Genomic DNA, 25926 nt, shown 5'->3' on the forward strand with positions numbered 1-25926 from the left:
GCGGTTTAAAAAAAGGAGACCCAACATGGTACAGGAACATAATTTTACGATCAAAGAAAAAACAGGCCGTTTAGACAAAGTGTTGTCTGAATTGATGCCGTCCGTTACTCGCTCACACATCCAACAATGGATCAAAGAAGGACATGTGACTGTAAATGGAGAAACGTTAAAAGCCAATTACAAAGTACAAACAGAAGACCACATCCATATCATCGAACCCGAACTTGTTTCTTTAGAAGTCCTTGCTGAAGATATTCCCATTGAAATTGTTTATCAAGATGAAGACGTTGTAGTGGTAAATAAACCTCAAGGAATGGTCGTTCATCCATCAGCTGGTCACCAAACAGGAACATTAGTTAATGCGTTGATGTATCATATCAATGATTTGTCTGGTATTAATGGAACCATTCGTCCAGGAATCGTTCACCGTATCGATAAAGATACATCTGGATTATTGATGGTTGCTAAAAATGACGCTGCTCATGAAAAATTAGCTGCTCAATTAAAAGACAAGACTTCTTTAAGAGAATATGTTGCACTTGTTCATGGTGTGATTCCACACGAAAAAGGAACCATCGATGCTCCTCTTGGACGCTCAAAACAAGACCGTAAAAAACAAGATATTATTGATGACGGTCGTGCAGCGGTGACTCATTTTAGAGTACTTGAACGCTTTAAAGATTTTACATTGGTTTCTTTGAAATTAGAAACTGGAAGAACCCATCAAATTAGAGTTCATATGAAATATATCGGTTATCCTTTAGCTGGTGATCCTGTCTATGGACCAAGAAAAACGTTAGAAGGCAAGGGTCAATTCTTACATGCTAAAACACTAGGCTTTAAACACCCAACAACAGAAGAATTCTTGACGTTTGAAGCACCGTTGCCAAAATTATTTGAAGATACATTAACGAAACTAAGACAGGATTAATTTTTTTATTTGACTTTTATAATCCAGCTCTGTATAGTCATTAATGACAGAAAAATAAACTATCCTTTAATCCTAGTCCTGTGAGACTAAGAAGGAGCATATTAAGAAAGGTGACCGCACCTTTTCTTAAACTTACTCAACGGTAATGTATGCCCTCTTTGACCATTAAAGGTTAGGAGGGCATTTTTTTTGCCAATCCTATTAAAGCGATATGAAAAGTGGAGGGGAAAACATGTCAATCAAATCAGAAGTAGAAGTAGTCGATCAAGCTGCTGTAAAACGTGCTTTAACTCGTATCACCTACGAAATCATCGAGAGAAACAAAGGAATCGATGACTTGATTTTAGTTGGAATCAAAACACGAGGCATTTATCTGGCTCGAAGAATTGCTGAACGTATGAAACAACTTGAAAATGTTGAGATTCCAGTAGGTGAATTAGACATTTCGCTTTATAGAGATGATGTTCATGCAAGTGATGGGAATAATGACCCTACGATAAATGGATCAGATATTCCAGTATCTATTGAAGGCAAACAAGTGATATTAGTGGATGACGTTTTATTCACTGGGCGGACCATTCGTGCTGCGCTAGATGCTTTGATGGACATCGGCCGCCCGAGAAAAATTTCTGTAGCCGTATTAGTTGATCGAGGACATCGAGAACTCCCTATCCGTGCTGACTTTGTGGGAAAAAACATCCCTACTTCACTAGAAGAACAAATCAAGGTCGGTGTAGCAGAATTAGATGGAGAAGACCATGTGCTGATTCAAAAAATAAATTAAATAACTATTTAAGTGAAACTTTAAATTAGCCCTGTGAGACTAATAAGGTCACTACTATAATTGTACCCTGAATCACTACTGGTGAGTGCAGCCAGCAGAAGGGGGATTATTCTAGAACCTAAAGTTCTCATAAAACTTTAGGTTCTTTTTTTGTACCATTCGCTAAATGAACTAAACTAACCTGGATAAGGGAGGAACAAGAAATGACGGAAATGTCTACATCCATTCTTTTAGACCATTTTGTTTCTGTGGAGGATCTAACAAACGACGAGGTTTTACAATTGATTAAACGGGCATCACAATTAAAAAAGGGTTCCGTTTCTCCGAAAGCAAATCCAAACCTATACGCTGTCAATTTATTCTTTGAAAACAGCACACGAACACATAAGAGTTTTGAAATGGCTGAAAAAAAATTAGGGATAGACATCATTGACTTTGAACCTTCAACTAGCAGCATCAAAAAAGGTGAAAGTCTCTACGACACTGTATTGACCATGTCAGCTATCGGTACAGATATCGCAGTTATTCGCGACAGTAAAGAATCTTTCTATACTGAACTCATCAACAGTCCATCCATTAACTGCTCAATTATCAACGGAGGAGACGGAACTGGTCAACACCCCAGTCAATGTTTACTTGATCTGATGACGATCTATGAAGAATATGGTTATTTTAAAGGCTTGAAAATAGCCATTGTAGGAGATTTAAAGCATTCAAGAGTAGCCAAATCAAATATGCATATGCTGAAACGGCTAGGCGCAGAAGTTCTTCTCTCTGGCCCTGCAGAATGGATGGACGAGACTTTTGATCAATATGGACAGTATGTCGAAATGGATGATTTAGTTACGCAAGTCGATGTCATCATGCTTTTGCGCGTCCAACACGAACGTCATCAGTCAACCCATGCGTCTCTAATTGATACTTATCTTGATAAATACGGACTTAACGAAACACGTGAAAAGAAAATGAAGCCAACAGCTATTTTGATGCATCCGGCTCCAGTAAACCGAGATGTCGAGTTGCAAAGCTCACTTGTGGAATGCGACCGATCACGCATTGTGACACAAATGTCTAATGGTGTATACGCCAGGATGGCGATTTTAGAAGCTATTATTGCTGGAAGGAACAAGGCTGGATAAAAAAATAAACCAACAATACTGTTACCTCAGGAGATGAACCCATGACGATCTGGATAAAAAATGCCCAAATAGTGAACCATAAAGAAGAGTTGCAGCCAATCGAACTGCTGATCCATCAAGATACCATTCAAGCCATAGGAGAAAACCTTGCATCTTTAAGTTTAAAAGCATATGAGGTCATTGATGCTGGTGGAGCATTGGTAACTCCAGGACTGATCGATGTACATGTTCATTTAAGAGAACCTGGGTTTTCTTATAAAGAAACGATCAAAACAGGCACGATGGCAGCAGCCCGTGGCGGATTTACGACTGTATGTGCAATGCCGAATGTTGATCCAGAACCGGATACGGCTGAAAAAATGAAACAGCTTCAAGAAAAAATAGCACGAGATGCCGTGGTTAATGTCAAACAGTATGCTCCAATTACGATGGGGTTACGCAGCGAAATGCTCACCAATCAAACAGAATTGTTAGCAGCTGGAGCTTTTGCATTTACCAATGATGGAGTAGGGGTGCAATCAGCAGGTACGATGTACTTGGCAATGAAAGAAGCGGCTAAAAACAAAACAACGATCGTTGCTCATACTGAAGATGACTCTTTGTTATTTGGCGGTGTGATGCATGAAGGAAAACGCAATAAAGAATTAGGACTGCCAGGAATTCTAGCGCTAACAGAAGCCAGTCAAATTGCTCGTGATGTTCTTATCAGCGAAGCAACAGGTGCTCATTACCATGTCTGCCATGTGTCAACGAAAGAAAGTGTACGGGTCATTCGAGATGCAAAACGTGCGGGAATATTGGTTACTGCGGAAGTAACACCACATCATCTCCTATTAACGGAGGATGATATTCCTAATGATTCAAGTATCTATAAAATGAATCCACCACTAAGAGGGGAAGAAGATCGACAATCACTGATTGAGGGATTATTAGATGGCACAATCGACATGATTGCGACAGATCATGCACCGCATAGCAAAACAGAAAAAATGGGTGGCATGATTGGTTCTCCATTTGGAATCGTGGGCAGCGAAACAGCTTTTTCATTACTATACACGTCTTTAGTTGAGCCGGGAGTCGTAACTCTTAGACAGCTTATTGATTGGATGACGATCAAACCAGCCACTGTTTTTAAATTAGAAGGCGGAGCAGTAGAAATTGGACAAAAAGCAGACTTAGCTTTCTTTGACTTAGCAACGACCAAAGAAATCTTGGCTGAAGAGTTTCTTTCTTTAGCAACGAATACACCATTTATAGGGTGGAACGTTAAAGGGACAACGACAATGACGTTTGTCGGTGGGAAATTAGTGTATAAGGAGGGACCAATAAAATGAAACGTTTATTGCTATTAGAAGATGGAAGTATTTTTAAAGGGACTGGATTTGGTTCGGCAAATGATGCAACTGGAGAAGTTGTTTTCTCAACGGGCATGACGGGTTACCAAGAATCGATTACGGATCAGTCATACAATGGTCAAATGCTGGTGTTTACTTATCCATTGATTGGAAATGCAGGGATCAACCGTGATGATTATGAGTCGATTGATCCTACAACAAAAGCCGTTATCGTCAAAGAATTTGCACGGGTTCCTTCAAATTGGAGGAGCCAAATGAGTTTAGATGCATTTTTAAAACATAAAAACATCCCAGGAATAGCTGGTGTGGATACACGTAAACTAACACGGACGATTCGTGAACATGGAACTATGCGAGGGATGATCATTGATGCAGAGGACGACATCAAACATGCTTTTGACCAATTAAAAGCCATCGTTTTACCAACGAATCAAGTTGCACAAGTCTCCACAACGCGTTCATACGTGAGTCCTGGAAAAGGGAAAAATGTCGTCGTGATCGATTTTGGGTTAAAACACAGTATCTTAAACGAATTAAACAAAAGAGATTGTCATGTGACTGTATTGCCTTATCATACGACTGCAGAAACCATCTTAAGTTTAAATCCTGATGGCGTGATGTTGACTAATGGACCTGGAGACCCCTCATCATTACCAGATGTGCTAACGATGATTCAAGGGATACAAGATAAGCTGCCTGTCTTTGGTATTTGTTTAGGGCATCAATTGATTGCTTTAGCAAATGGAGCCAGTACCTTTAAAATGAAATTTGGTCACCGCGGGTTTAATCATCCAGTAAAAGAGATCGCAACAGGAAGAATCGACTTTACTTCGCAAAATCATGGTTATGCAGTAGAAGCTGGTTCTGTCGATAAAGATAAATTGATCATCACTCATATCGAATTGAATGACGAAACAGTAGAGGGACTAAAACACCGCTATCTTCCAGTGTTTAGTGTCCAATATCATCCGGATGCTGCACCTGGACCGCACGATGCAGATCACTTGTTTGATCAATTTATGGAATTAATGGATGCTTGGAAGGAGACAAAAAAGAATGCCTAAACGGACAGATTTAACGAAGATTATGGTCATTGGATCAGGCCCAATTGTTATTGGACAAGCTGCTGAATTTGATTACGCAGGAACACAAGCGTGTCTTGCATTAAAAGAAGAAGGTTATGAAGTCGTACTGGTCAACTCAAACCCGGCTACCATTATGACCGATAAAGAAATTGCGGATAAAGTCTACATTGAGCCGATTACATTAGAATTTGTCTCACGCATATTACGTAAGGAACGACCAGATGCCATTGTTCCAACGCTAGGCGGACAAACAGGATTGAATATGGCAATGGAATTATCTAACTCAGGCATTCTTAAAGAGTTAGACATTGAATTATTAGGAACAAAATTAAGTGCCATCGATCAAGCAGAAGACAGAGATTTATTTCGGAAATTGATGAATAAACTAAATGAACCTGTCCCAGAAAGCGAGATTGTTCATTCTGTTGAAGAAGCTTTGTCTTTCGCAGAACAAATTGGATTCCCCTTGATCGTTCGTCCGGCATTTACAATGGGTGGGACTGGTGGAGGAATTTGTGATAACGAGGAAGAGCTGAAAGAAATCGTTAAGAATGGATTGAAATTATCACCAGTTAACCAGTGTCTAGTCGAAATCAGTATTGCAGGATACAAAGAAATCGAGTACGAAGTGATGCGTGATAAAAATGATAATGCGATTGTTGTCTGCAATATGGAAAATTTTGATCCGGTTGGGATTCATACAGGAGATTCGATCGTGTTTGCTCCCACACAAACCTTAACGGATAAGGAACACCAACTGTTGCGTGATGCATCATTAAAGATCATCAGAGCATTAGGTATCGAAGGAGGGTGCAATGTTCAACTAGCGCTTGATCCAGACAGTTTCAACTACTACATCATCGAAGTGAATCCTCGTGTTAGTCGTTCCTCAGCGTTAGCGAGTAAGGCAACAGGCTACCCGATTGCTAAATTAGCCGCAAAAATCGCAGTAGGACTTACACTCGATGAAATGAAGAATCCAGTAACTGGAACAACGTATGCTGAATTTGAACCAGCGTTAGACTATGTTGTTGCGAAAATCCCTCGATGGCCATTTGATAAGTTTGAACAAGGCGACCGCAAGCTAGGTACGCAAATGAAAGCCACCGGAGAAGTGATGGCAATTGGACGGACAATTGAAGAATCTTTATTAAAAGCTGTTCGTTCATTAGAAATAGGAGTATCTCATGTCTTATTAGAAGAAGCTACTTTAGCTACGGATGAAGACTTGATTGAAAAAATGATCAAAGCTGAAGATGATCGCTTATTTTATGTGGTAGAAGGCATCCGCCGCGGATATACGATAGAAGATTTAGCCAACTTAACCAAAATCGATTTATTTTTCTTAGATAAACTGCTCCATATCGTAGAACTTGAAGATGAACTAAAAGAAAATAAGGAAGATATTGATGTGCTGACTACAGCTAAACAATATGGTTTCTCAGACAAAGCTGTTGCGCAGTTATGGGACACCAATGAACAAGCTGTATCTGCCTTACGTTATGAGCATGACATTATTCCAGTTTACAAAACTGTTGATACATGTGCTGCAGAATTCGACTCTAATACACCTTATTTCTACAGTACCTATGAGGAAGAAAATGAAAGCATCGTTTCACCTAAACCTTCCGTCTTAGTTTTAGGATCAGGGCCGATCCGAATCGGACAAGGGGTTGAATTTGATTATGCTACGGTCCATTCTGTGAAAGCGATCCAACAAGCGGGTTATGAAGCCATTATCATGAACAGCAACCCTGAGACGGTTTCAACAGACTTCTCTATTTCGGATAAGTTGTACTTTGAACCGTTGACCTTAGAGGATGTGATGCATGTCGTTCGTCTAGAACAACCGATTGGAGTGATTGTCCAATTTGGTGGACAGACAGCCATTAATTTGGCCGAACCGTTGACTAAAATGGGAGTAACCTTACTAGGGACGAGCGTAGAAGATTTGGATAGAGCAGAAAATCGTGATTTGTTCGAACAAGCGTTAAATGAACTTGAAGTCCCTCAACCTTTAGGAGATACGGCCACCAATGAAAAAGATGCGGTAGTGATTGCCGATCGAATCGGTTATCCTGTGTTGGTTCGTCCCAGCTATGTTTTAGGCGGACGCGGTATGCAAATCGTAGACACGCAACCCGATTTAGAAAGCTACATGCGTAATGCTGTGAAAGCTTCTCCAGAACACCCAGTATTGATCGACCGCTACTTAGTTGGGAAAGAAGTTGAAGTAGATGCAATCTGTGATGGAGAGACCGTTCTGATTCCTGGCATTATGGAACACATCGAACGTTCAGGTGTCCATTCAGGTGATTCAATGGCGGTTTATCCCCCACAATCATTGTCAAAAGAACTGCAAGAGACGATTGTCGATTACACCACACGTTTGGCGCTCGGATTAAATTGTATGGGAATGATGAATGTCCAGTTTGTTATCCATGACAATACAGTCTATGTCATCGAAGTCAATCCTCGTGCCAGTCGGACAGTGCCATTCTTAAGCAAAGTAACCGGTATTCCGATGGCTCAAGTTGCAACTAAAGCCATTTTAGGCCAGTCACTCAAAGAGCAAGGATATGGTAATGGACTGTTTAAAGAATCAAAATTGATTCATGTCAAAGCTCCCGTATTCTCTTTCACGAAGCTGCAAAAAGTAGACGCACTCTTAGGACCAGAAATGAAATCCACTGGAGAAGTGATGGGAAGCGATGTTACACTAGAAAAAGCTCTTTATAAAGCCTTTGAAGGAAGTCATATGCACTTATACGATTATGGAACTGTCCTGTTTACCATTTCTGATGAGGACAAAGAAGAGGCGCTCACATTAGCCAAACGCTTTTATATGATCGGCTATAATGTCGTGACTACTGAAGGAACCGGAGATTATTTTGCAGAGCATCACATTCCAGTAACAAAAGTTGCAAAAATTCAACAACAAACATCTGAGACTGTCTTAGATTTGATTCAAGGAAATACCGTTCAAATGGTCATCAATACTATGACCACAGGAATCGGTGTAGTAAACGATGGAGAACTCATTCGGAAAACAGCGATTGAACAAGGCATTCCTTTGCTAACGTCGCTTGATACGGTATCAGCCATCCTGAATGTACTTGAATCACGTAACTTTATGACTAATCCGCTGTAATAAAATAAGTGACTAGTAAGAATAGAACTAAATGGGGGTTAATAAATGAATCGCTTAGCAGTAAAACTACCAGGATTAAACTTAAAAAATCCTATTATGCCAGCCAGTGGAACTTTTGGCTTTGGTGAACTCTATATGGATCAATATGATTATTCTATCTTAGGAGCTATCATCATTAAATCTACTACTATTGATGCAAAGGTAGGAAATGCTGATCCGCGTTATCATCATTTAGATACAGGGGTTTTAAATGCTGTAGGATTGAAAAATCCTGGAGTGGACGTTATTGTAACTGAAAAGCTTCCGTCACTTGCTCAGTACGCTACACCTGTGATAGCAAGCGTTGCCGGAGCAACCATTGAAGACTATTGTGCAGTAGCAAAAAAATTGTGTCAGTCCCCTGTAATCAAAGCACTCGAAATCAATGTTTCTTGTCCGAATGTGAAAGAAGGCGGCTTAACTTTTGGAGCTGATCCAGAATCAGTTTACGAAATGACAAAAGCGGTAAAAGCAGTTGCAACTGTGCCTATTTATATTAAGTTAACCCCAAACGTAACCAACATTGTAGAAATAGCACAAGCTGCCCAAAGAGGCGGAGCGGATGGAATCAGCATGATCAATACGTTATTAGGAATGAGTATTGATCTAAACACCAAAAGACCTATCTTAGCAAACAAAACAGGCGGTCTTTCAGGTACAGCGATAAAACCGATTGCTATCCGTATGGTCTATCAAGTATCTCGTGCAGTCTCCATTCCGATTATCGGCATGGGTGGCATTTCAACAGTTGATGATGTACTTGAAATGTTTATGGCTGGAGCCAACGCAGTAGCGATTGGAACGGCTAATTATGCTAATCCAATGATTTGTAAAGAGCTCATTGAAGCATTACCTAAGCGAATGGATGAATTAGGGATTGAATCGATTGAAGCATTAATAAAAGAAGTCAAGGAGGGTCAAAGGAATGACTAACAAGCCGATTATTGCATTAGACTTTCCAACTGTCCTTGAAGCTAAAGACTTTCTAAGTCATTTTGACAATGAGCCTTTGTTTGTAAAAGTAGGAATGGAATTATTTTATCAAAATGGGCCAGAGATCGTTACAATGATCAAAAACTCAGGTCATGACGTTTTCTTAGATTTAAAATTACACGATATCCCAAATACGGTTTACCGTTCAATGAAAGGATTAGCTTCACTAGGAATTGATATGGTAAATGTTCATGCAGCTGGTGGACAAATTATGATGGAAGCTGCGCTGGAAGGCCTTATTGCAGGAACAAATGAAGGAAAGAAACGCCCTAAATTAATCGCCGTTACCCAACTGACTTCTACCACAGAAGTCAGTATGCAACAAGAACAACTCATTTCTGCTTCATTAATGGAGAGCGTCGTTCACTACGCAAAATTAACACATATGGCTGGTTTAGATGGCGTTGTTTGCTCGGCATTGGAAGCCTTAACGATCAAACAACAAACCTCGAATAATTTCTTATGTGTGACACCGGGGATACGTCCAGAGGGAACAGATAGTGGAGATCAAAAAAGAGTTGCGACTCCAGCTGTTGCAAAAAAAGAAGGAGCTTCTTATATTGTCGTCGGACGACCTATCACCCAAGCAGAAGACCCCGTTCATATGTACCATGCTATAAAAGAACAATGGAATGGAGTGGGAAAGTAACATGATTAGTGAAAGAAAAATTGCTGAACAATTATTAACTATTAAAGCAGTCAGTCTAAACCCCACTCAACCGTTTACATGGGCCAGCGGAATAAAGAGTCCTATTTATTGCGATAACCGCATTACAATGAGCTATCCGGCTATACGTCGAGATATAGCAAAAGGGCTCGCAAATAAGATCAAACAGCACTACCCAGACGTTGAAGTCATTGCAGGGACAGCTACTGCCGGGATTCCACATGCTGCGTGGGTAGCAGAATTGTTAGACTTGCCGATGGTTTACATTAGAAGCAAAGCAAAAGATCATGGTAAAGGGAATCAAATTGAGGGCCGCATACAAGACAATCAAAAAATGGTTTTGATTGAAGACTTGATCTCTACTGGCGGTAGTGTTCTTGAAGCAGCACAAGCTGCTTCAAACGAAGGTGCACAAGTTTTAGGAGTTGCGGCCATTTTTACTTATGAATTGCCAATAGGGATCAAAAAATTTAAAGAAAATCAAATCGAGTTAACAACCTTAACCAACTATACGACCTTAATTGAAACTGCTTTAGACAAACAATTTATTACAGCAAAAGAGAGAGATTCTTTAGGAGAATGGAAAAAAGACCCTACACAATGGTCAATAAACTAACAAAAAAAGAAACACCAGCCTCTTTAATTTCAAGGGCAAGTGTTTCTTTTTAATTCAATAGATCCATGATCAGATCTTATACTTTTAAACGGTTCACTAATTCTTTATCTGGGGTAACATAGACTGTACGTTGACCTTCATAAATAACAAAACCAGGCTTTGCACCATTTGGTTTTCGTATTTTTTTTACTTCAACATAATCTACTGGAACAGATGCAGACAGCTGAGACTTAGAAAAATAAGCAGCAATATTAGCCGCTTCTAAAAGCGTTTCTTCACTTGGGTCAGCATCTTGAATAATAACATGTGATCCTGGAATGTTTTTTGTATGCAGCCAAATATCTGATTTCCGAGCCGTTTTTAAGGTTAGTTGATCATTTTGCAAATTATTTTTCCCAACTAAGATAGTAGTCCCATCTGTAGCTTGATAGTGATCAGGTTGATTCAATTTCGCTTGTTTTTGTTTTTTCTTTGTTTTCTTTTTCTTCATGTATCCTTGTTGGATCAACTCTTCTTTAATTTCAGCGATATCTTTTGGAGTAGCAAGTTCTAATTGAGTGGATACTGATTCTAAATAATTAATTTCAGCTTCAGTTAAACGCATTTGTTCATGAACGAATGCAATAGCATTTTTTAATTTTTGATATTTCGAAAAATATTTTTGAGCGTTTTGAGAAGGTGTTTTTCTAGGGTCAAGCGGAATAGTCATCGGTGTTTCATCATCATAAAAATTTGTTAAGGTAACTTCTTTTTGTCCCTTAGTCATTTTATAAAGATAAGCCGTCAACAGTTCACCTCTAACTCTATAATCATCTGCTAATTCTGTCTCGTCTAAAGTGTTTTTAAGTTTTTTCATTTTTTTCTTATTCCGTTGGAGCTCGGTTTGAATCAAATGAATGAGGTCTGACCCTTGTTGTTGAACACGATCTCTGTCGGCCTTACTTTCATAATAAGTGTCCAATAATTCACTTAAAGAAGGCTGGCTGACATGTTCTCCTTCGATACTTAAATAGGGAAGGGGAGTAAAAAACTCTTTTTTAGGTCCGATCGTTAACGTAGGATCGATATTTCCAATTCGAATGTTTTCCATAAATGAATCAAATAGGACCGATAAGTTTTGAACATTGTTTTCACTACGGTGCATTAATTCTTTAGCTGTATCTGCACCAATACCTTGATACACGTGTTGGAGTCTCTTTTCATAAGACAATTCAGGATCTTCAAAAGAGGTCAACAACTCCTCTAATTCTGAACTGCTTGTTTCAAAAGGATTTAATTTATCTTGGTGGGGCGGTGCTTGATACGTTGCACCAGGCATAATAAAACGATACGAATTTTGACTGGCAGGAACGTGTTTGATCGTGTCTAGAATACGTTGAGTATCTTGTTCAATCAATAAAATGTTACTATGGCGTCCCATTAACTCGACAATCAAAATAACGTTTTGTACATCTCCAATCTCATCTCGGCTTTTGAACCTAAAATGGATGACACGATCATTTCCGACTTGTTGAATGTCTTCTAAGATAGCTCCTTCAAGATGTTTTCTGGTGATCATGCAAAAGTTTGGAGGTGAGCTAGGATTTTCGTAAGGAATCTCTGTTAACTGAATCCGTGCGTAACTCGGATGAGCGGATAAGAGCAACTTATGATTTTTTCCATTTGCACGCATAATTATAATGAGTTCATTTGGATAAGGTTGATGGATTTTTGATACTCGTCCATTTTTTAGTGCTTTACTTAATTCATCTACCATCGCATGGGTAAAAATACCATCAAATGACATTTGTTTCCCTTCTTTCCTAATCAATTGGTTCGATTGATTCTAGAGTATTAATAGAGTCAATTCATACTAATAGTGCTGTATTTATCATTATACCATTTTTTAGATAAAAATAGTTGGGAGAAAATTCAGGTCAATTAGTTGCAATCATTTAATAAAAAAAGCTACAATATATTTTGGGAGCTTTAGGAGGGAAACTTATGGAATGGAATTATGAAGGAGATAGAGGACCAGATAAGTGGAAAAATATTTGTTCAGCTTTTTATCAAGCAGAAACAGGAAGTTTGCAATCGCCAATAGCGCTCAATGACGATCCGCAACTATTATCTATCAGTCAGGATCTATTAACTTTTAACTACAGTAAAACGGTTTTTGAAACGTCTTTTTTTAATCACACAGTTCATTTGTCACCAAAAACAAAAGAAAAAACAAATATTATTGAATTTAATCATAAAAAATATTTTTTAGAAGACCTACATTTTCATTTGCCAAGTGAACACGAAATCAATCAAAAATCATTTCCACTTGAATTTCATCTTGTTCATCGTTCGGTACATAATGAGCTTCTTGTTGTTGGAGTAACCGTGTTGCCTTCTGAACGGCCTATAAACACAACTTTAGCAGCATTAGATGACAAAGCTTTAAATGCTGGAGGAGGTTTGAGTGTTCCAATTGATCTAGATCGTTTGTTACCTGAAAACAAACAGTTCTATCACTACACAGGATCGTTAACAACGCCGCCAACTTCAGGTCCAGTTGAATGGATCGTATTCCGTCAGCAATCTTTTATGAGGCAAGGATTGCTTCAAGCTTTCAAGAAGAATATCGGAAAAACAAACCGACCATTACAGCCAATAAAGAATAGACCTATTTATTTATCGATTGACGAATAGTTAGCAAAAGTTTGTATTTCTCTTGACACAAAAGCAATCAACTAGTAAGATTGCTTTAATAGAAAAACGACAAAGGAGTTCTGATGATGCGTATCCACCTATCTAATCGTGTACAAATGAATAGCAGTTGGCAAAGCCAAGATAGATAGGTTGATCCATGAGAACGCTCATAGATACAACCTTCAGTATACTGAATGTATGTATCTATGTTGGTTTATTTGAAGATATATTTTACTTCCGATCCACATAGAGAGAATAGTTATTCTATTTCTATGTGGTTTTTGTTTGCTAAAACAGCTACCACGCATTTTGTGGCAGCTGTTTTTTTTATAATCTACTTTTGGGGTGATGATTAGAATGGAAAAGAAACGATGGCGATTTTGTTGAGCATAATCATATAAGAATGAATAACTACTGGAGGATAAAAAATGAAAAAAATGTTTGGTTTTATTATTTGTTTGACGGCACTTCTAACGGTTGCTTTTTTTACTACTTCAAATGAAACAACAACTCCTGATAATGATGTACCAATGGTTGGGATTTTACAATTAACGAGTCACCCGGCTCTAGATCTTATTTATCAAGGAACGGTAGACGCTTTAAATGAAGCAGGTTATATCGACGGAGAAACAGTGCTATTGGATTTTCAAAATGCTCAAGGAGATCAAAGTAATTTAAATTCTATGAGTACCCGTTTTGTTAGCCGAGGGGCAGATGTTATGGTGGGTATTGCTACTCCATCAGCACAAGCCTTAGCTAATAGTTCAAAAGAAATACCAATTGTTCTTGGAGCTGTTACCGATCCTGAAGGTTCTGGGTTAGTTGAAAGCAATGAAGCGCCTGGTGGAAATATCACGGGTGTTAGTGACCTTACTCCGATTAAAGAACAATTTTCTTTGATCAAAGAAATTTTACCTGATGCTCAAACAATTGGAATTTTATATTCATCTAGCGAAGATAATTCTATTGTTCAAGCCGAACAAGCAATAGATATCGCGACAGAGATGGGTCTTGAAACCCAAATTATGACAGTATCTTCTACAAATGATGTTGCTCAAGTCGGTGCAACTCTAGCTTCTCAAGTAGATGCTATCTGGGTGCCAACAGATAACACGATAGCCAGTGCAATGAATACATTGGTAACGGCTGCCGATTCAAACACGATTCCTATTTTTCCAGCTGTAGATACTATGGTGGAAGAAGGCGGTCTAGCTACTGTAGGATTAGATCAATATGAATTAGGGCGTTTGACTGGGGAAATGGTTGTAGCTATTTTAAATGGCGAATCCGATCCATCGACTACACCCATTCAATATTTAGACCAAGGTGATATTATTATCAACGAAGAAAAAGCTAAGGAATTAGGTATTACGATACCCACTCATTTATTAGAACAAATGAAATAAACTAGATCACTTATTAGAGCGGAGGAAAGTAAATGGATTTAATCGTTACTGCAACAGCACAAGGGCTATTATGGGGAATGATGGCTTTAGGTATTTTTATTACTTACCGGATTTTAGATTTGCCAGATATGACAGCAGAAGGATCATTTCCTTTAGGAGCAGCTGTATGTGCTCAACTAATCATTTCAGGTATGCATCCTTTAGCTGCAACGGCTGTGGCTTTCTTAATAGGGTCTTTGGCTGGAGCTATTACTGGGTTCTTAATTACAAAAGCTCATATACCTGGTTTGCTAGCGGGGATTTTGACAATGACCGGGTTATATTCTATTAATTTACGAATTATGAAGCGTGCCAATTTAAGTTTACTTGGAAAAGCTAAAGTAACAGACTTTTTTAATCGATTAAACTTACCAAATCAATTTGATACAATTTTTATGGGGCTCATTCTTGTGGTGCTTATCATCACATTACTTGTTTTATTCTTTAAAACAGAAATTGGTCAAGCCGTTATTGCTACAGGAGACAATGAAAAAATGGCCCGTTCGCTCGGTATCTCTACTAACCAAACAAAAATGATAGGACTGATGCTTTCTAATGGTTTGGTTGCTGCTGCTGGGGCACTTATTGCTCAAGACAATGGTTATGCGGATATCAGTATGGGAATCGGTACAATAGTGATTGGCTTAGCTTCAGTTATCATTGGTGAAGTTGTTTTTGGAAACCTCTCTTTTGTACATCGACTTATCTGTGTGATCTTAGGCGCTATTATTTATCGTTTTATCATCATGTTTGTCTTGTTGATTGGTTTACAGCCAAATGATTTAAAACTCATCTCAGCGTTTATTTTAGCTATTTGTCTGGCATTACCGAGCATACGTACGAGATTTAATTTGAATTTCTTTCATAAAAAGGAGCTGATGTAAAATGACCGTCAAACCAGTCTTATCATTAAGGGAAATTACGAAACAATTCAATAAGGGTACAGCTAATCAAAATACTGTATTAAACAAGTTGAATTTAGAAGTGAAAAAAGGCGATTTTATTACAATCATAGGTGGAAACGGTGCTGGTAAGTCTACTTTACTAAATAGTATTGCTGGAAATTTTATGATCGATAATGGAAAAATCTTGTTAGGCGATAAAGAACTAACTACAGTAAAAGAAGAAAAAAGAGCTGGTTTTATCGGACGCGTCTTCCAAGATCCAGTAATGGGAACTGCTCCTCGAATGACAGTTGGAGAAAATCTAGCTATTGCTTATAGAAGAGGCAAGAAGAGATCTTTACGAAAAGGTACAACGGATAAAGAGCGGGAGTATTTTAAAAGCATTTTATTTGAATTAGGTCTAGGCTTAGAAAATAGGTTAGATAGTGAAATGGGCTTATTATCAGGTGGTCAAAGACAAGCTATTGCATTATTAATGGCTACCATGAATAAACCGGAACTTTTATTGTTAGATGAACATACAGCAGCTTTAGATCCAAAAACAGCTAAAGTAGTCTTACAACTTACTAAAAAACGAGTAGAACAAGAACAGTTAACAACTTTAATGATTACTCATAATATGAATGACGCTTTAACGTATGGAAATCGATTGATTATGTTAGATGAAGGACAAGTCATTGTTGATCTTTCTGGTGAAGAAAAAATAAATCTGACGGTTGCTGATGTGTTGGTTCTTTTCCAAAAGGCTACGGATAAAAATAATTCTTCAAGTCAATTAACAGATGAACTTTTATTAAGTCGATAACGCAAGATGAGTTTAATTTATAGAAGAGATTGAGACTGCTGTCTCAGTCTTTTTTTGTATAACTATACTTTTTAATTAGATAGTTGTATAATACATATAAATTAATTGTATATTGCAACGATGTTGAGAAAGGTGGCTTTTAATGGAATCCCAACAAGAAACACCGATTTTTTTATTAATTCAACGTTTTACAGAATTTAACCAGAATTATTCGAAATTGGAAAAAGAGTTGCTCCGAAAACACAACCTTACAAAGTCTGGTTATTCAATTATGACAGTTATTAAAGATGAAAAAATAACGTTAAAAGAGTTAGTAAATCTATCTGAGTTGGATAAATCGACTTTAAGCAGACAAGTGAAAAGTTTAGAAAAAAAAGAGCTGCTTATCAAAGAACTAGGCACTGACAAACGGTATAGTTTTCTTTCTTTAACTTCAGAAGCTCGTCAACTTATATTAACTGTCTCATTTGAACTTGAAAATGCTTATAGTCAAATTTTTAAAAGCTGGCCAGCAGATGAAAAACAACTTTTACTAGTGCTGATGGGCAGAGTTAATCGAAGCATTCAATCTTTTAATAGTTGAAGCAGAAGTATTTTACAAGACAGTTTAAAATCTTTACAATTAAAGAGAGAAAATGGATAAAAGGTGGTTAAGAGATGGATTCAAAAACGCTTAATAATTTATCGAAAGAAGAGTTAGTAGAACTTGTCATCAGTCAAAGTGAAGAATTAAAAGAACAAGATGTTCATTTAGAGGCTGAAGTTGAAGAAAATCGGTTTATAAAAAGCCTTGGGTTTGTAGATGGATACAAAGATTACCAATCTTATTTTATCCGTTTTTTTGAAGACGAGAGTGAAGGAACAGCAAAAAAAGGCAGCATTTTCTTAGGCATTTTAGAAGATTTCATTAATGACTATGGTGGTGAACCCGTTCGTGAACTAATCGAGGAATTTACCGAAGATCATATTTGATTTTACAGATGTTTGCACTCTTTTAGCAGAATTGATAGACTGCTAGTAAGAACTAAAAATTTAGGAGGAATAAATGTGCCTTTAGAAAATAAGAAGATCATTGCGTTAGTTAGTGACGATTTTGAAGATTTAGAATTATGGTATCCTGTTTTACGTTTAAGAGAAGCTGGAGCAACGGTTCATTTAGTAGCTGAGAAAAAAGAAACTGTTTATCACGGAAAATATGGTGTACCAGTGACCTCGGATTATAGTTTTGACGAAGTGACCAAAGAAGAATATGACGGAATCTTAGTACCAGGGGGCTGGTCACCAGATAAATTAAGACGCTTCCCGAAAGTAATTGAATTTGTTCAATATTTTAATCAACAAAAGAAACCGATTGGACAAATTTGTCATGCTGGTTGGGTGTTGATTTCAGCTGGAATCCTTAATGGTGTCAATGTTACGAGTACACCAGGCATTAAAGACGATATGACGAACGCAGGAGCTATTTGGCATGATATCCCAACTATAACAGATGGACACATCATTTCAAGTCGCAGACCTCCAGATCTTCCTGAATATATGAAACAATACATTGCTGCATTTGAATAAAACTGTTTATTGAGAGAGTGGGACAAACGGACATGTGTGCTCTGCCCACACCCTGAAAAATGAAAACAAAACAGTAACGGCCTCCGGTCCTTTTACGCTAAAATAGCAGTGAAGGATTGGAGGTCGTCGCTTTTTTGATGTAAGATATCGAGGGACAAACTGACCGGTTCTATTCTTGAGCACCCTGAATTATTGCCTAGAGCATGAGTATAAAATTACATCTTCTTTAGAATAGAATAGTCCTTCTTAATTTATTTTTTAGGAGGAAAACAAGATGGAATACATGTATGAAAGTTGTGCAGGGTTGGATGTTCACCAAAATAATGTAGTTGCCTGTGTCTTGTATGGTCCGCTTACCTCTACTCGCCCAAAAAAAGAAGAAAAGCGATTCGATACAACGACTTCAGGTTTGAACGCACTTAAAGAATGGCTTTCTTCATTCGATTGTCAAGTTGTCGCCATGGAAAGCACAGGCGTTTACTGGAAACCCATCTGGCATGTTCTTCAAGCTGATTTTCAGTTGATTTTGGCCAATCCAAGAAAAATTAAAGCTATCCCAGGTCATAAGACCGATAAAAAGGATGCTGAATGGATCGCGAAATTAATGAGAATTGACTTGATTCCTGCTAGTTTCGTTCCAGAAGAAACGATTCAAGATTTGAGAGATTTAACACGGTCTAGAAAATCACTAGTTGAATCGTGTAATAAAGAAAAAAACAAAATTCATAAGATTCTACAAACGGCGGGTATAAAGATGACTACTTATATCGAAGATATCTTTGGAGCATCGGGACGTAACTTACTTGAAATGTTAATTAATGGGGAAATTCTGACAGAGGAAACCATAGCGGCTAACGTCTATACTTCCTTAAAGAAAAAAATCCCTCAATTAGTGGATGCGCTGAATGGATTCGTCCGTTCTCATCATCGATTTATGTTAGAACAAGAATATGACATGATTCTTGCCTATGAAAAAACGATAAAGAACATGGAAGAACGGATCGATCAAGTATTGGAAAATTATCAAGAAGAAGTAGCCGTTTTGGACGAACTTCCTGGCATCGACCGCAAGGCCGCTGCGGTCATCATTGCGGAAATTGGAACAGATATGACGCAGTTTCCTTCTGTGGAACACCTAGCTTCGTGGGCAGGATTATGTCCAGGAAACAATGAAAGTTCAGGAAAAAGAAAGAGTACGCATATTACTAAAGGGAACGCTTATCTGAAGAAAGTGCTCTGTCAGGCAGCTTTTGCGGCCAGCCGATCTAAGAACACAAAGTTTAAAGCACATTTTTATCGTATAAAACAAAATAGAGGAACACAAAAAGCCGTTGTAGCGACCGCTCATTCCCTATTAAAAACCATTTATACTCTATTATCGACAAAACAACATTACCAAGAATTTGGGGAAGATTATGACAAGAAAAAAAACGTCCTAGAGGCGAGCTAGAACGTTTCAACTAAATAAAAATTTTTTATATCTTTATTTTAGCATAGGAGAATTTTTTTTTGCATTTTTTGTACTTAAGTTTTCGTATAAAAAAGCGTTTAGACCCGAATCACTGGAACGAATAAGCGAAGTATGGTCATCGACCATCGAGCATTGTTCGTGAAGTGGATGTCGGGTCTGTTTTTTGGAGCACGTTTTAGAATTAATAAAAATGAATGTATTACATAAGAGGTTAAAAGAAGCTGTTGAAAAAAAGGCGATACCATTGGTTTAATTTGCTGTTCATTGGTATCGTCTTATACAAATAAATACGAAATAACCTTACTAAAAAAAAACAAATCATAGTTGCCTTTCAAGGAACAGCATACTTTCTCCAATAGGAAAATCTCTGTCTTTTCGTTAAGAAGAAAAAGAATTATAATGATATTCTTAATCAAATAATGTAAAATAACAATGTATACATTTAGATAGAAAGAAGGGATTAAGGTGTACCAAAAAAATAAAAGCGCTTATAGAACCGCTATTTTAGGTATTCTTACAGCTATCATTATTATTCAAAATTTTGTTCCATTACTGGGGTATATTCCTATTCCTCCTTTAAATCCTACTATCATCCATATTACAGTTATTGTTGTTTCTCTTACACTGGGAACAAAAGATGGTATGATTATTGGTTCTGTTTGGGGTATCACACGAATGGTCAAAGCCTTTACAATGCCTGCTTCGCCATTTGACTATTTTTTATGGCGAAACCCGATTATAGCTGTTATTCCTCGCATTATGGTAGGTTTAGTAGCTGGATATGTTTATAATATATGTAAAAAAAGAATGAAAAATGATTCAACCGCTATGATTATTTCTTCTGTTTTGGCGTCACTAACGAATACTATTATGGTACTCGGACTGATTTATATTATTTACGGTGAGACTTATGCATCGCTTTTAGAAGTTGATTTTTCAAATCTTTTAGGTGTGCTAGGAACTGTTGTTTTAACGAGCGGAATAGGCGAGGCGATAGCCGCTGCTATTATTGCACCAATCATCGCACGCCCATTAAAGAAATTTAGGCCTCAAAAATAAAAAAGTATCCCATTAGAAGCAGTTGGCCATCTAATGGGATTTTCTCTTATAATAATTCTTTTCTTAGTTGTGCAGGAGATTTATCGGACAAGTAAGTCATTGGAACATCCAATACACTAAATGCACCTGTTTTTCCTTCTTGTTTAAACTTAACTGCAGCTCTTGCGTAAGCCACTAGAATAGAAGACGTAAATTCTGGATTACTTTCTAATTCAAGTTGGAATTCAGCTTTTTGTTTGCTTCCAGTTTCTGATTCTCCCGTACGGATAACGAATCCGCCATGAGGCATTTGTTGGTGATCTGTTTCAAATTGTTCTTCGTCAATAAAATGGACGACTGTTTCATAAGGTTCAAAATAATTTGGCATTGATTTGATTGTTTGTTCAATTTCTGCTTGATTTGCGCCTTTTTCAGAAACAACGTAGCAAATACGCATGTGTTTTTCGCGAGTAGATAGCTCAGGGTTCAGACCTGTACGAACTTCTTCTAAAGCTTTATCCAATGGTACAGTGTATTGAACACCTTTTTTCACGCCAGTTACACGTCGAATAGCATCAGAGTGACCTTGGCTCAATCCTTTGCCCCAAAAAGTATATGTTTGTCCTACAGGAAGAACAGCTTCAAATAATGCTCGGTTGATTGAGAATAAACCTGGATCCCAACCTACAGAGATAATACTGACATTTTGGCCAATTTTAGCTGAACTATCCATAATTGCAAAGTAGTCCGGTATTTTTCCATGGTTGTCATAACTATCAATTGTTGAAAAATGTTTTGCTAGTTCTGGCCCTTGCTCTGGCAAGTCAGTAGCTGATCCACCACATAATAGTAAAACGTCAATAGCATCTTTGTAATCTAAAATATCGTCTATACTAACTGTAGGCAAGTTTGAGTCTACAGTTGCAGGATTACGTCTAGTAAAGACTGCAACACCTTGCATATCTTTAAATTGTTTAATTGCTAGTTCGACACCTTTGCCAATATTGCCGTAGCCAACTAAACCGATTCTAATTTTTTGAGTCATTTTATTTATCTCCAATCTATAGTTGAAATGTCATCGTTCACTTTTAGTATAATCGATATTAGAACAGATTCCAATAAATGGATAAAAAAGAACAAACGTTTCATCTTCATTTCTTTTTTGTTTTCACATATGGTATAATTTAAAGCGTAGAAAAGTTTAAGGCGGTGGCTAACTCTTGTAAAATGGGGTGATGCCAATGTTTTTTGTTTGGGCTTTCCCTAGAAAGGAAAACTCATGAGCATTTATGAGGCACTGATGTTTGCATTAGCTTTTGCAACTCTTGTTTTAAAAATCTCGTCAAACAAAAAAAAGTAACCGTCTAAGCTTTAGCGAGTAGGACGATTACTTTTTGTATTAAGTTCTATAGTAGCTGCCGTCTTTAACGGTTCTATTCTAAAGAGGGGTATGTTGACGCATATCTCTCTTTTCATATCTAGTTTAGCATGGATCTTTGGCTTTTTCAAATAAAATCACTATTTTAACCGTATGACAAACAAAAAGAAAAAAATAAAAACGAAACAGAATAGTAATACTAGTTTAACGTTTTTAATCTATTTCAATGTTATACTGGTTAAGAAGTTTTTCAGTAACAAAACTAAGTCAATGACATTTATAGATTGGAGCATGAACATGAAAGATTCTAAAGATAATAAAAAGAATACTCGTTCAAACAAATACGATAAAGAAAGAAAAACGATAAAGATATTAACCGTAGCAGTGATTATTGCAGCATTAGTTGTAATCGGATTGGTAGTTATGTCACTTTTTAGTGGTGGAGATGAGCCACAAGAGGTAACAAAAGAAAGTTCAAGTGTGATAATAAAAGATACAGAAAGCTCAAAACAAAGTGAATTGACAAGTTCTGAAGCTAGTTCTGAATCATCTGAAAGCGAGTCAAGCGAGTCCGAAGAAAGTCAAGAATCAGAATCTGTTGAAACAAAAGAAACAGAACCAACTGACGAAAATGTAACAGAAGCATATACTGGTGACTGGAAACCAGTTGAAACAGAGCAAGAAGGGGAACACACCACAAATTTTAATGATGGATCTCAAGATCGTATTGAAATCAAAAAAGCTGCTTCAGTTGCAACAGGCTTAAATGAGTCAGATATGATTGAATGGTGGGTCGAAAATAGTGGGGAAGGACAGGTAGTAGCTACTGTTTCAGATAGTGCCCAAACCAAAAATTATCGTGTTTATTTAAAATGGGTAGATGATCAAGGATGGCAACCAACGAAAGTCGAACACTTAAAAGAAAATGATAAACAATAAACTTAAAAATTAAATTCAAAAACTGGTATTAAAGCGAATGATTGCTTAGTACCAGTTTTTTTCGTGTATTTTAATCTGATTTATTGAATAGGGATAATAAGTAGCTTAACAAGCGCTTTTCGTTTCTGTTCTGAGTAGAAAAGATGATATGATAGTCTTAAGTATCAATAACTTAAATATATGTGGGGAATGAGACTATGCGTTGGAAAGATAGAAGAAAAAGTAATCATGTAGAAGATCGCAGAGGAAAAAGTACTGGTGGTAAGACGTTAGTTGGGGGTGGAATAGGCGGGGTCCTTATTCTGTTGGCGTTCACTTTTTTAAGTGGCGGAAATTTTGGTGATTTTTTAAACTCCGTTGTATCAGATCCTGGTGGAAATACAGCGACTGGTTCCTATCAAGAAACCGAAACAGAATCTGAGCGAGCTGATTTTGTTTCGGTAGTCCTAGCAGATACAGAAGATGTTTGGACGGATGTTTTTCAAGAGTATGGATATGAGTATCAAGAACCAACTTTAGTGCTTTTTTCTGGATCAGTTCAGTCAGCATGTGGTGTCGCAGGTTCTTCAACAGGTCCGTTTTATTGTCCAGGAGATGCTAATTTGTATATTGATTTAAGCTTTTATGATGAATTAAGCCAACAGTTCAATGCTCCAGGAGATTTTGCAATGGCGTATGTCGTTGCTCATGAAGTAGGTCATCATGTTCAAACTCAGTTAGGACTGACAGAGCAACTAAATATCTTACGGAACGAGCTGAGTGAAACAGAATTTAATAAATACCAAGTTCGTTTTGAGCTACAAGCAGATTATTTTGCAGGTGTTTGGGCAAACTATGCTCAAGGGTTAGGCTACTTAGAAGAAGGAGACTACGAAGAAGCTATCAATGCTGCAGGTGCAGTAGGAGATGATCGTCTTCAACAACAAGCACAAGGATACGTTGTTCCTGAAAGTTTTACTCATGGTACTTCTGAGCAAAGAATGTATTGGTTTGAACACGGATTTGAATCTGGTAATTTAGAAGATGGAGATACATTTGACGGGAATGCTAAATTTAAACTTCCATAAAAAGTTTCTAGATTTCAGTGTAAAGTCAAACTACGGAGGTTAAGATGAAAAATTTAGATAAGAACTTTAATATGGTACAAGACATCTTAAATAAAACAGAAGAAGAATTAAAAAAAATGAACCCAGTCAATATCATGGTAGTAGGAAAGACAGGGGTAGGCAAGAGTACCTTGATCAATAATTTATTTAGAGAAAATCTTGCCTTAACCGGTATCGGAAGACCGATTACGAAACACTTAAGGCGTATTTCTAAAGAAGGAGTCCCATTAGTGTTATATGATACTAGAGGACTGGAATTAAGTCTTGAAGTACAAAAAGAAATCAAAAGTGAGATTTTTGACACGATCAAAGAAAATAAAAAACTAGGTATTCAAGGAGAAATACACCTTGCTTACTACTGTATTAATGCAAATTCTTCACGAATAGAGCCAACAGAACTTGAACTCATAAGAGAATTGAGTGAAAAACTTCCAGTTGTGATCGTTTTGACTCAATCAATTGGTGAACCGGCAGCAACATTTAAAACATATATTGAAAACCTTAATTTACCGATTTATGGTGTAGTATCTCTTATGGCTGAAAATTTCAAATTAACGGAAGAAATGTCGATTCCAGCGTTTGGATTAAAAGAATTACTTGAATTAAGTTTTGAAATCATACCTGAAGAAGCAAAAAAGGCTTTTAACAATGCCCAACAAGTAGATATTGCACGAAAAGCGAACTCTGCTCGCAGTTGGGCGACAAGGTATATCGCTACTTCATTTGGAGTAGGATTTTTACCGATCCCTTTTTCTGACGCATCCGTTCTTGTGCCCATGCAGGTAACGTTATTGGCTCATATTACGGCTATTTTTGGTATTTCAATGGACAAAGCCACTATTGCAAGTCTTGTAGCAGCAATAGGAGGGACTGGGGGAGCTACTTTTGCGGGAAGGTACATCGTTTCAAATGTGATAAAATTGATTCCTGGAGCAGGTACAGTTGTTGGAGGTCTCATTAGCGGTACAACAGCTTCAATCATCACAACGGCGCTTTCTATGAGCTATATTGAAGTGTTAGCAATCATAGCAGCCGGAGAAAAAGATGGAAAATACCCCGATTTAAAAAACATTGAACAGTTAATGAAAGCAAAATTTCAAGAACGTCTTAAAAAAGGCGCTAAAATCAGTAAAAACCTTGATTTAACAACAGATTTACCTAAAGAAACAAATGAATTAAAAAAACAATCTAAAAAAGATCAACTTATGAGTAATTTCAAAAAGTTAACCCAACGAAAAAAATCAAATAAATAATGATAAATCGACTAATTTTAAACTCAAAATAAATAACTAATCATTGAACCGAAATAATTGTTTATTTCGGTTTTTTTTACGAACTTTTTTAGTTTGTAGAAATTTTATATCTGACACTAAAATTAAACCAAAAATACTTTTTATATTTCATTTAAACTAATTTAAAAAAATAGTCTCGTAAAGAATTCATTCAGCAATAAAATCAACTGATTAAAATTTAAGTACAAGCGAAAAAAAGAATGAATATAAATAAAAAAATATAAACACACAAAACGAAGAAAAAGAATAAAGAAAAAGATAAAAATCAATATATCTAATAAAAAAGTAAGACCAATCTAAAAAGAGAGGAAATAGACAAAAATAGCTGTCTTTAATAAAAGTGTCTTTTTATCATTTTTCCTAGTTTACATAATATATATTATACAAAGTAGTTATAAAGTGTAGTTTTCCTGTTTCTTATCTTTTTACGTCGATTTTGGACACTTTTAAGCTCAGTTAGCATTTTTTTGGTGATTAACTATCTATTAAATGCTTTTAATAGAGTTTTGAATCTACTATTATTCAATTCGACTATTTTAATCGTG

The 25926-nt window shown here is 37.0% G+C and carries 23 protein-coding genes; 21 read left to right on the forward strand and 2 right to left on the reverse strand.

The window, feature by feature from the left end:
- Window positions 1-25: 25 nt before the first annotated feature.
- The 9 genes from BR65_RS03210 (at window position 26) to pyrE (ending at window position 10760) form a co-directional block, all read left to right on the forward strand.
- Window positions 26-931 carry an RluA family pseudouridine synthase gene (locus BR65_RS03210; RefSeq protein ID WP_034536686.1) on the forward strand — a complete coding sequence of 302 codons (906 nt, stop codon included), beginning with the start codon at window positions 26-28 and terminating at the stop codon, window positions 929-931.
- Between the two features lie 232 nt (window positions 932-1163).
- Entirely contained in the window at window positions 1164-1715 is a 552-nt protein-coding gene (gene pyrR, locus BR65_RS03215; protein ID WP_034538593.1) for a bifunctional pyr operon transcriptional regulator/uracil phosphoribosyltransferase PyrR, read from the forward strand.
- A 203-nt stretch (window positions 1716-1918) separates the two neighbouring features.
- The gene (locus BR65_RS03220; protein WP_034536688.1) at window positions 1919-2854 is read left to right on the forward strand and encodes an aspartate carbamoyltransferase catalytic subunit; all 936 of its coding nucleotides are present in this window, start codon (window positions 1919-1921) and stop codon (window positions 2852-2854) included.
- Between the two features lie 41 nt (window positions 2855-2895).
- Window positions 2896-4188, forward strand: coding sequence for a dihydroorotase (locus tag BR65_RS03225; protein ID WP_034536689.1), 1293 nt, complete (start codon window positions 2896-2898; stop codon window positions 4186-4188).
- A complete protein-coding gene (locus BR65_RS03230) occupies window positions 4185-5273 on the forward strand; it encodes a carbamoyl phosphate synthase small subunit (protein ID WP_023177974.1) in 1089 nt (362 codons plus the stop codon). The genes BR65_RS03225 and BR65_RS03230 overlap by 4 nt, the downstream gene beginning before the upstream one ends.
- The gene (gene carB, locus BR65_RS03235) at window positions 5266-8445 is read left to right on the forward strand and encodes a carbamoyl-phosphate synthase large subunit (RefSeq protein WP_034536691.1); all 3180 of its coding nucleotides are present in this window, start codon (window positions 5266-5268) and stop codon (window positions 8443-8445) included. Before BR65_RS03230 ends, carB begins: the two co-directional genes overlap by 8 nt.
- A 45-nt stretch (window positions 8446-8490) precedes the next feature.
- Entirely contained in the window at window positions 8491-9417 is a 927-nt protein-coding gene (locus BR65_RS03240; RefSeq protein WP_023177977.1) for a dihydroorotate dehydrogenase, read from the forward strand.
- Window positions 9410-10126 (forward strand): orotidine-5'-phosphate decarboxylase, encoded by a 717-nt coding sequence (gene pyrF, locus BR65_RS03245; RefSeq protein WP_034536694.1) that lies wholly within the window; start codon window positions 9410-9412, stop codon window positions 10124-10126. Before BR65_RS03240 ends, pyrF begins: the two co-directional genes overlap by 8 nt.
- A gap of 1 nt (window position 10127) precedes the next feature.
- Window positions 10128-10760 carry an orotate phosphoribosyltransferase gene (gene pyrE / locus BR65_RS03250; RefSeq protein WP_034536695.1) on the forward strand — a complete coding sequence of 211 codons (633 nt, stop codon included), beginning with the start codon at window positions 10128-10130 and terminating at the stop codon, window positions 10758-10760.
- Window positions 10761-10836: 76 nt separating this feature from the next.
- Here the strand turns inward: pyrE and BR65_RS03255 are convergent, their stop codons facing one another.
- Complete coding sequence (locus tag BR65_RS03255) at window positions 10837-12546, reverse strand: NFACT RNA binding domain-containing protein (protein WP_034536696.1); 1710 nt, start codon at window positions 12544-12546, stop codon at window positions 10837-10839.
- Between the two features lie 197 nt (window positions 12547-12743).
- Between BR65_RS03255 and BR65_RS03260 the strand changes: the two genes are divergently transcribed.
- The 9 genes from BR65_RS03260 (at window position 12744) to BR65_RS03300 (ending at window position 20687) form a co-directional block, all read left to right on the forward strand.
- Window positions 12744-13436: a carbonic anhydrase family protein gene (locus tag BR65_RS03260; RefSeq protein ID WP_023177980.1), complete on the forward strand. Its 693-nt coding sequence runs from the start codon at window positions 12744-12746 to the stop codon at window positions 13434-13436.
- A gap of 428 nt (window positions 13437-13864) precedes the next feature.
- A complete protein-coding gene (gene trpX, locus BR65_RS03265; RefSeq protein WP_034536698.1) occupies window positions 13865-14842 on the forward strand; it encodes a tryptophan ABC transporter substrate-binding protein in 978 nt (325 codons plus the stop codon).
- A gap of 32 nt (window positions 14843-14874) precedes the next feature.
- Entirely contained in the window at window positions 14875-15765 is an 891-nt protein-coding gene (locus tag BR65_RS03270) for an ABC transporter permease (protein ID WP_034536699.1), read from the forward strand.
- Window position 15766: 1 nt separating this feature from the next.
- On the forward strand, window positions 15767-16591 hold the full coding sequence (locus tag BR65_RS03275) for an ABC transporter ATP-binding protein (RefSeq protein WP_023177986.1): 825 nt from the start codon (window positions 15767-15769) through the stop codon (window positions 16589-16591).
- Between the two features lie 142 nt (window positions 16592-16733).
- Entirely contained in the window at window positions 16734-17174 is a 441-nt protein-coding gene (locus tag BR65_RS03280; RefSeq protein ID WP_023177988.1) for a MarR family winged helix-turn-helix transcriptional regulator, read from the forward strand.
- Window positions 17175-17248: 74 nt separating this feature from the next.
- Complete coding sequence (locus BR65_RS03285; RefSeq protein WP_034536702.1) at window positions 17249-17563, forward strand: hypothetical protein; 315 nt, start codon at window positions 17249-17251, stop codon at window positions 17561-17563.
- A 75-nt stretch (window positions 17564-17638) separates the two neighbouring features.
- Window positions 17639-18157 carry a type 1 glutamine amidotransferase domain-containing protein gene (locus BR65_RS03290; RefSeq protein WP_034536703.1) on the forward strand — a complete coding sequence of 173 codons (519 nt, stop codon included), beginning with the start codon at window positions 17639-17641 and terminating at the stop codon, window positions 18155-18157.
- Between the two features lie 274 nt (window positions 18158-18431).
- A complete protein-coding gene (locus tag BR65_RS03295) occupies window positions 18432-19607 on the forward strand; it encodes an IS110 family RNA-guided transposase (RefSeq protein ID WP_034536706.1) in 1176 nt (391 codons plus the stop codon).
- A 486-nt stretch (window positions 19608-20093) separates the two neighbouring features.
- Complete coding sequence (locus BR65_RS03300) at window positions 20094-20687, forward strand: ECF transporter S component (protein ID WP_023177993.1); 594 nt, start codon at window positions 20094-20096, stop codon at window positions 20685-20687.
- Window positions 20688-20733: 46 nt separating this feature from the next.
- Here BR65_RS03300 and BR65_RS03305 read toward each other — a convergent pair whose 3' ends face one another.
- Window positions 20734-21711, reverse strand: coding sequence for a diaminopimelate dehydrogenase (locus BR65_RS03305; RefSeq protein ID WP_034536707.1), 978 nt, complete (start codon window positions 21709-21711; stop codon window positions 20734-20736).
- Between the two features lie 630 nt (window positions 21712-22341).
- Between BR65_RS03305 and BR65_RS03310 the strand changes: the two genes are divergently transcribed.
- From BR65_RS03310 to BR65_RS03320, 3 genes are all read left to right on the forward strand, one after another.
- A complete protein-coding gene (locus tag BR65_RS03310; protein WP_023177996.1) occupies window positions 22342-22983 on the forward strand; it encodes a YrrS family protein in 642 nt (213 codons plus the stop codon).
- A 197-nt stretch (window positions 22984-23180) separates the two neighbouring features.
- Entirely contained in the window at window positions 23181-24050 is an 870-nt protein-coding gene (ypfJ, locus tag BR65_RS03315; protein ID WP_023177997.1) for a KPN_02809 family neutral zinc metallopeptidase, read from the forward strand.
- A 44-nt stretch (window positions 24051-24094) separates the two neighbouring features.
- Window positions 24095-25342: a GTPase gene (locus tag BR65_RS03320; protein ID WP_023177999.1), complete on the forward strand. Its 1248-nt coding sequence runs from the start codon at window positions 24095-24097 to the stop codon at window positions 25340-25342.
- Window positions 25343-25926: the final 584 nt, after the last annotated feature.

This window comes from Carnobacterium inhibens subsp. inhibens DSM 13024 (assembly GCF_000746825.1).
GTDB lineage: Bacteria > Bacillota > Bacilli > Lactobacillales > Carnobacteriaceae > Carnobacterium_B > Carnobacterium_B inhibens.

Bases quoted from the DNA above. Each gene is read 5' to 3' on its own strand.
- BR65_RS03260 (WP_023177980.1), top strand. From the start codon at position 12,744: ATGGAATGGAATTATGAAGGAGATAGAGGACCAGATAAGTGGAAAAAT.
- BR65_RS03210 (WP_034536686.1), top strand. From the start codon at position 26: ATGGTACAGGAACATAATTTTACGATCAAAGAAAAAACAGGCCGTTTA.
- BR65_RS03295 (WP_034536706.1), top strand. From the start codon at position 18,432: ATGGAATACATGTATGAAAGTTGTGCAGGGTTGGATGTTCACCAAAAT.
- pyrE (WP_034536695.1), top strand. From the start codon at position 10,128: ATGATTAGTGAAAGAAAAATTGCTGAACAATTATTAACTATTAAAGCA.
- BR65_RS03320 (WP_023177999.1), top strand. From the start codon at position 24,095: ATGAAAAATTTAGATAAGAACTTTAATATGGTACAAGACATCTTAAAT.
- BR65_RS03310 (WP_023177996.1), top strand. From the start codon at position 22,342: ATGAAAGATTCTAAAGATAATAAAAAGAATACTCGTTCAAACAAATAC.
- trpX (WP_034536698.1), top strand. From the start codon at position 13,865: ATGAAAAAAATGTTTGGTTTTATTATTTGTTTGACGGCACTTCTAACG.
- BR65_RS03255 (WP_034536696.1), bottom strand. From the start codon at position 12,546: ATGTCATTTGATGGTATTTTTACCCATGCGATGGTAGATGAATTAAGT.
- BR65_RS03285 (WP_034536702.1), top strand. From the start codon at position 17,249: ATGGATTCAAAAACGCTTAATAATTTATCGAAAGAAGAGTTAGTAGAA.
- pyrF (WP_034536694.1), top strand. From the start codon at position 9,410: ATGACTAACAAGCCGATTATTGCATTAGACTTTCCAACTGTCCTTGAA.
- BR65_RS03270 (WP_034536699.1), top strand. From the start codon at position 14,875: ATGGATTTAATCGTTACTGCAACAGCACAAGGGCTATTATGGGGAATG.
- BR65_RS03275 (WP_023177986.1), top strand. From the start codon at position 15,767: ATGACCGTCAAACCAGTCTTATCATTAAGGGAAATTACGAAACAATTC.
- BR65_RS03225 (WP_034536689.1), top strand. From the start codon at position 2,896: ATGACGATCTGGATAAAAAATGCCCAAATAGTGAACCATAAAGAAGAG.
- carB (WP_034536691.1), top strand. From the start codon at position 5,266: ATGCCTAAACGGACAGATTTAACGAAGATTATGGTCATTGGATCAGGC.
- BR65_RS03240 (WP_023177977.1), top strand. From the start codon at position 8,491: ATGAATCGCTTAGCAGTAAAACTACCAGGATTAAACTTAAAAAATCCT.
- BR65_RS03220 (WP_034536688.1), top strand. From the start codon at position 1,919: ATGACGGAAATGTCTACATCCATTCTTTTAGACCATTTTGTTTCTGTG.
- BR65_RS03305 (WP_034536707.1), bottom strand. From the start codon at position 21,711: ATGACTCAAAAAATTAGAATCGGTTTAGTTGGCTACGGCAATATTGGC.
- pyrR (WP_034538593.1), top strand. From the start codon at position 1,164: ATGTCAATCAAATCAGAAGTAGAAGTAGTCGATCAAGCTGCTGTAAAA.
- BR65_RS03230 (WP_023177974.1), top strand. From the start codon at position 4,185: ATGAAACGTTTATTGCTATTAGAAGATGGAAGTATTTTTAAAGGGACT.
- BR65_RS03280 (WP_023177988.1), top strand. From the start codon at position 16,734: ATGGAATCCCAACAAGAAACACCGATTTTTTTATTAATTCAACGTTTT.
- ypfJ (WP_023177997.1), top strand. From the start codon at position 23,181: ATGCGTTGGAAAGATAGAAGAAAAAGTAATCATGTAGAAGATCGCAGA.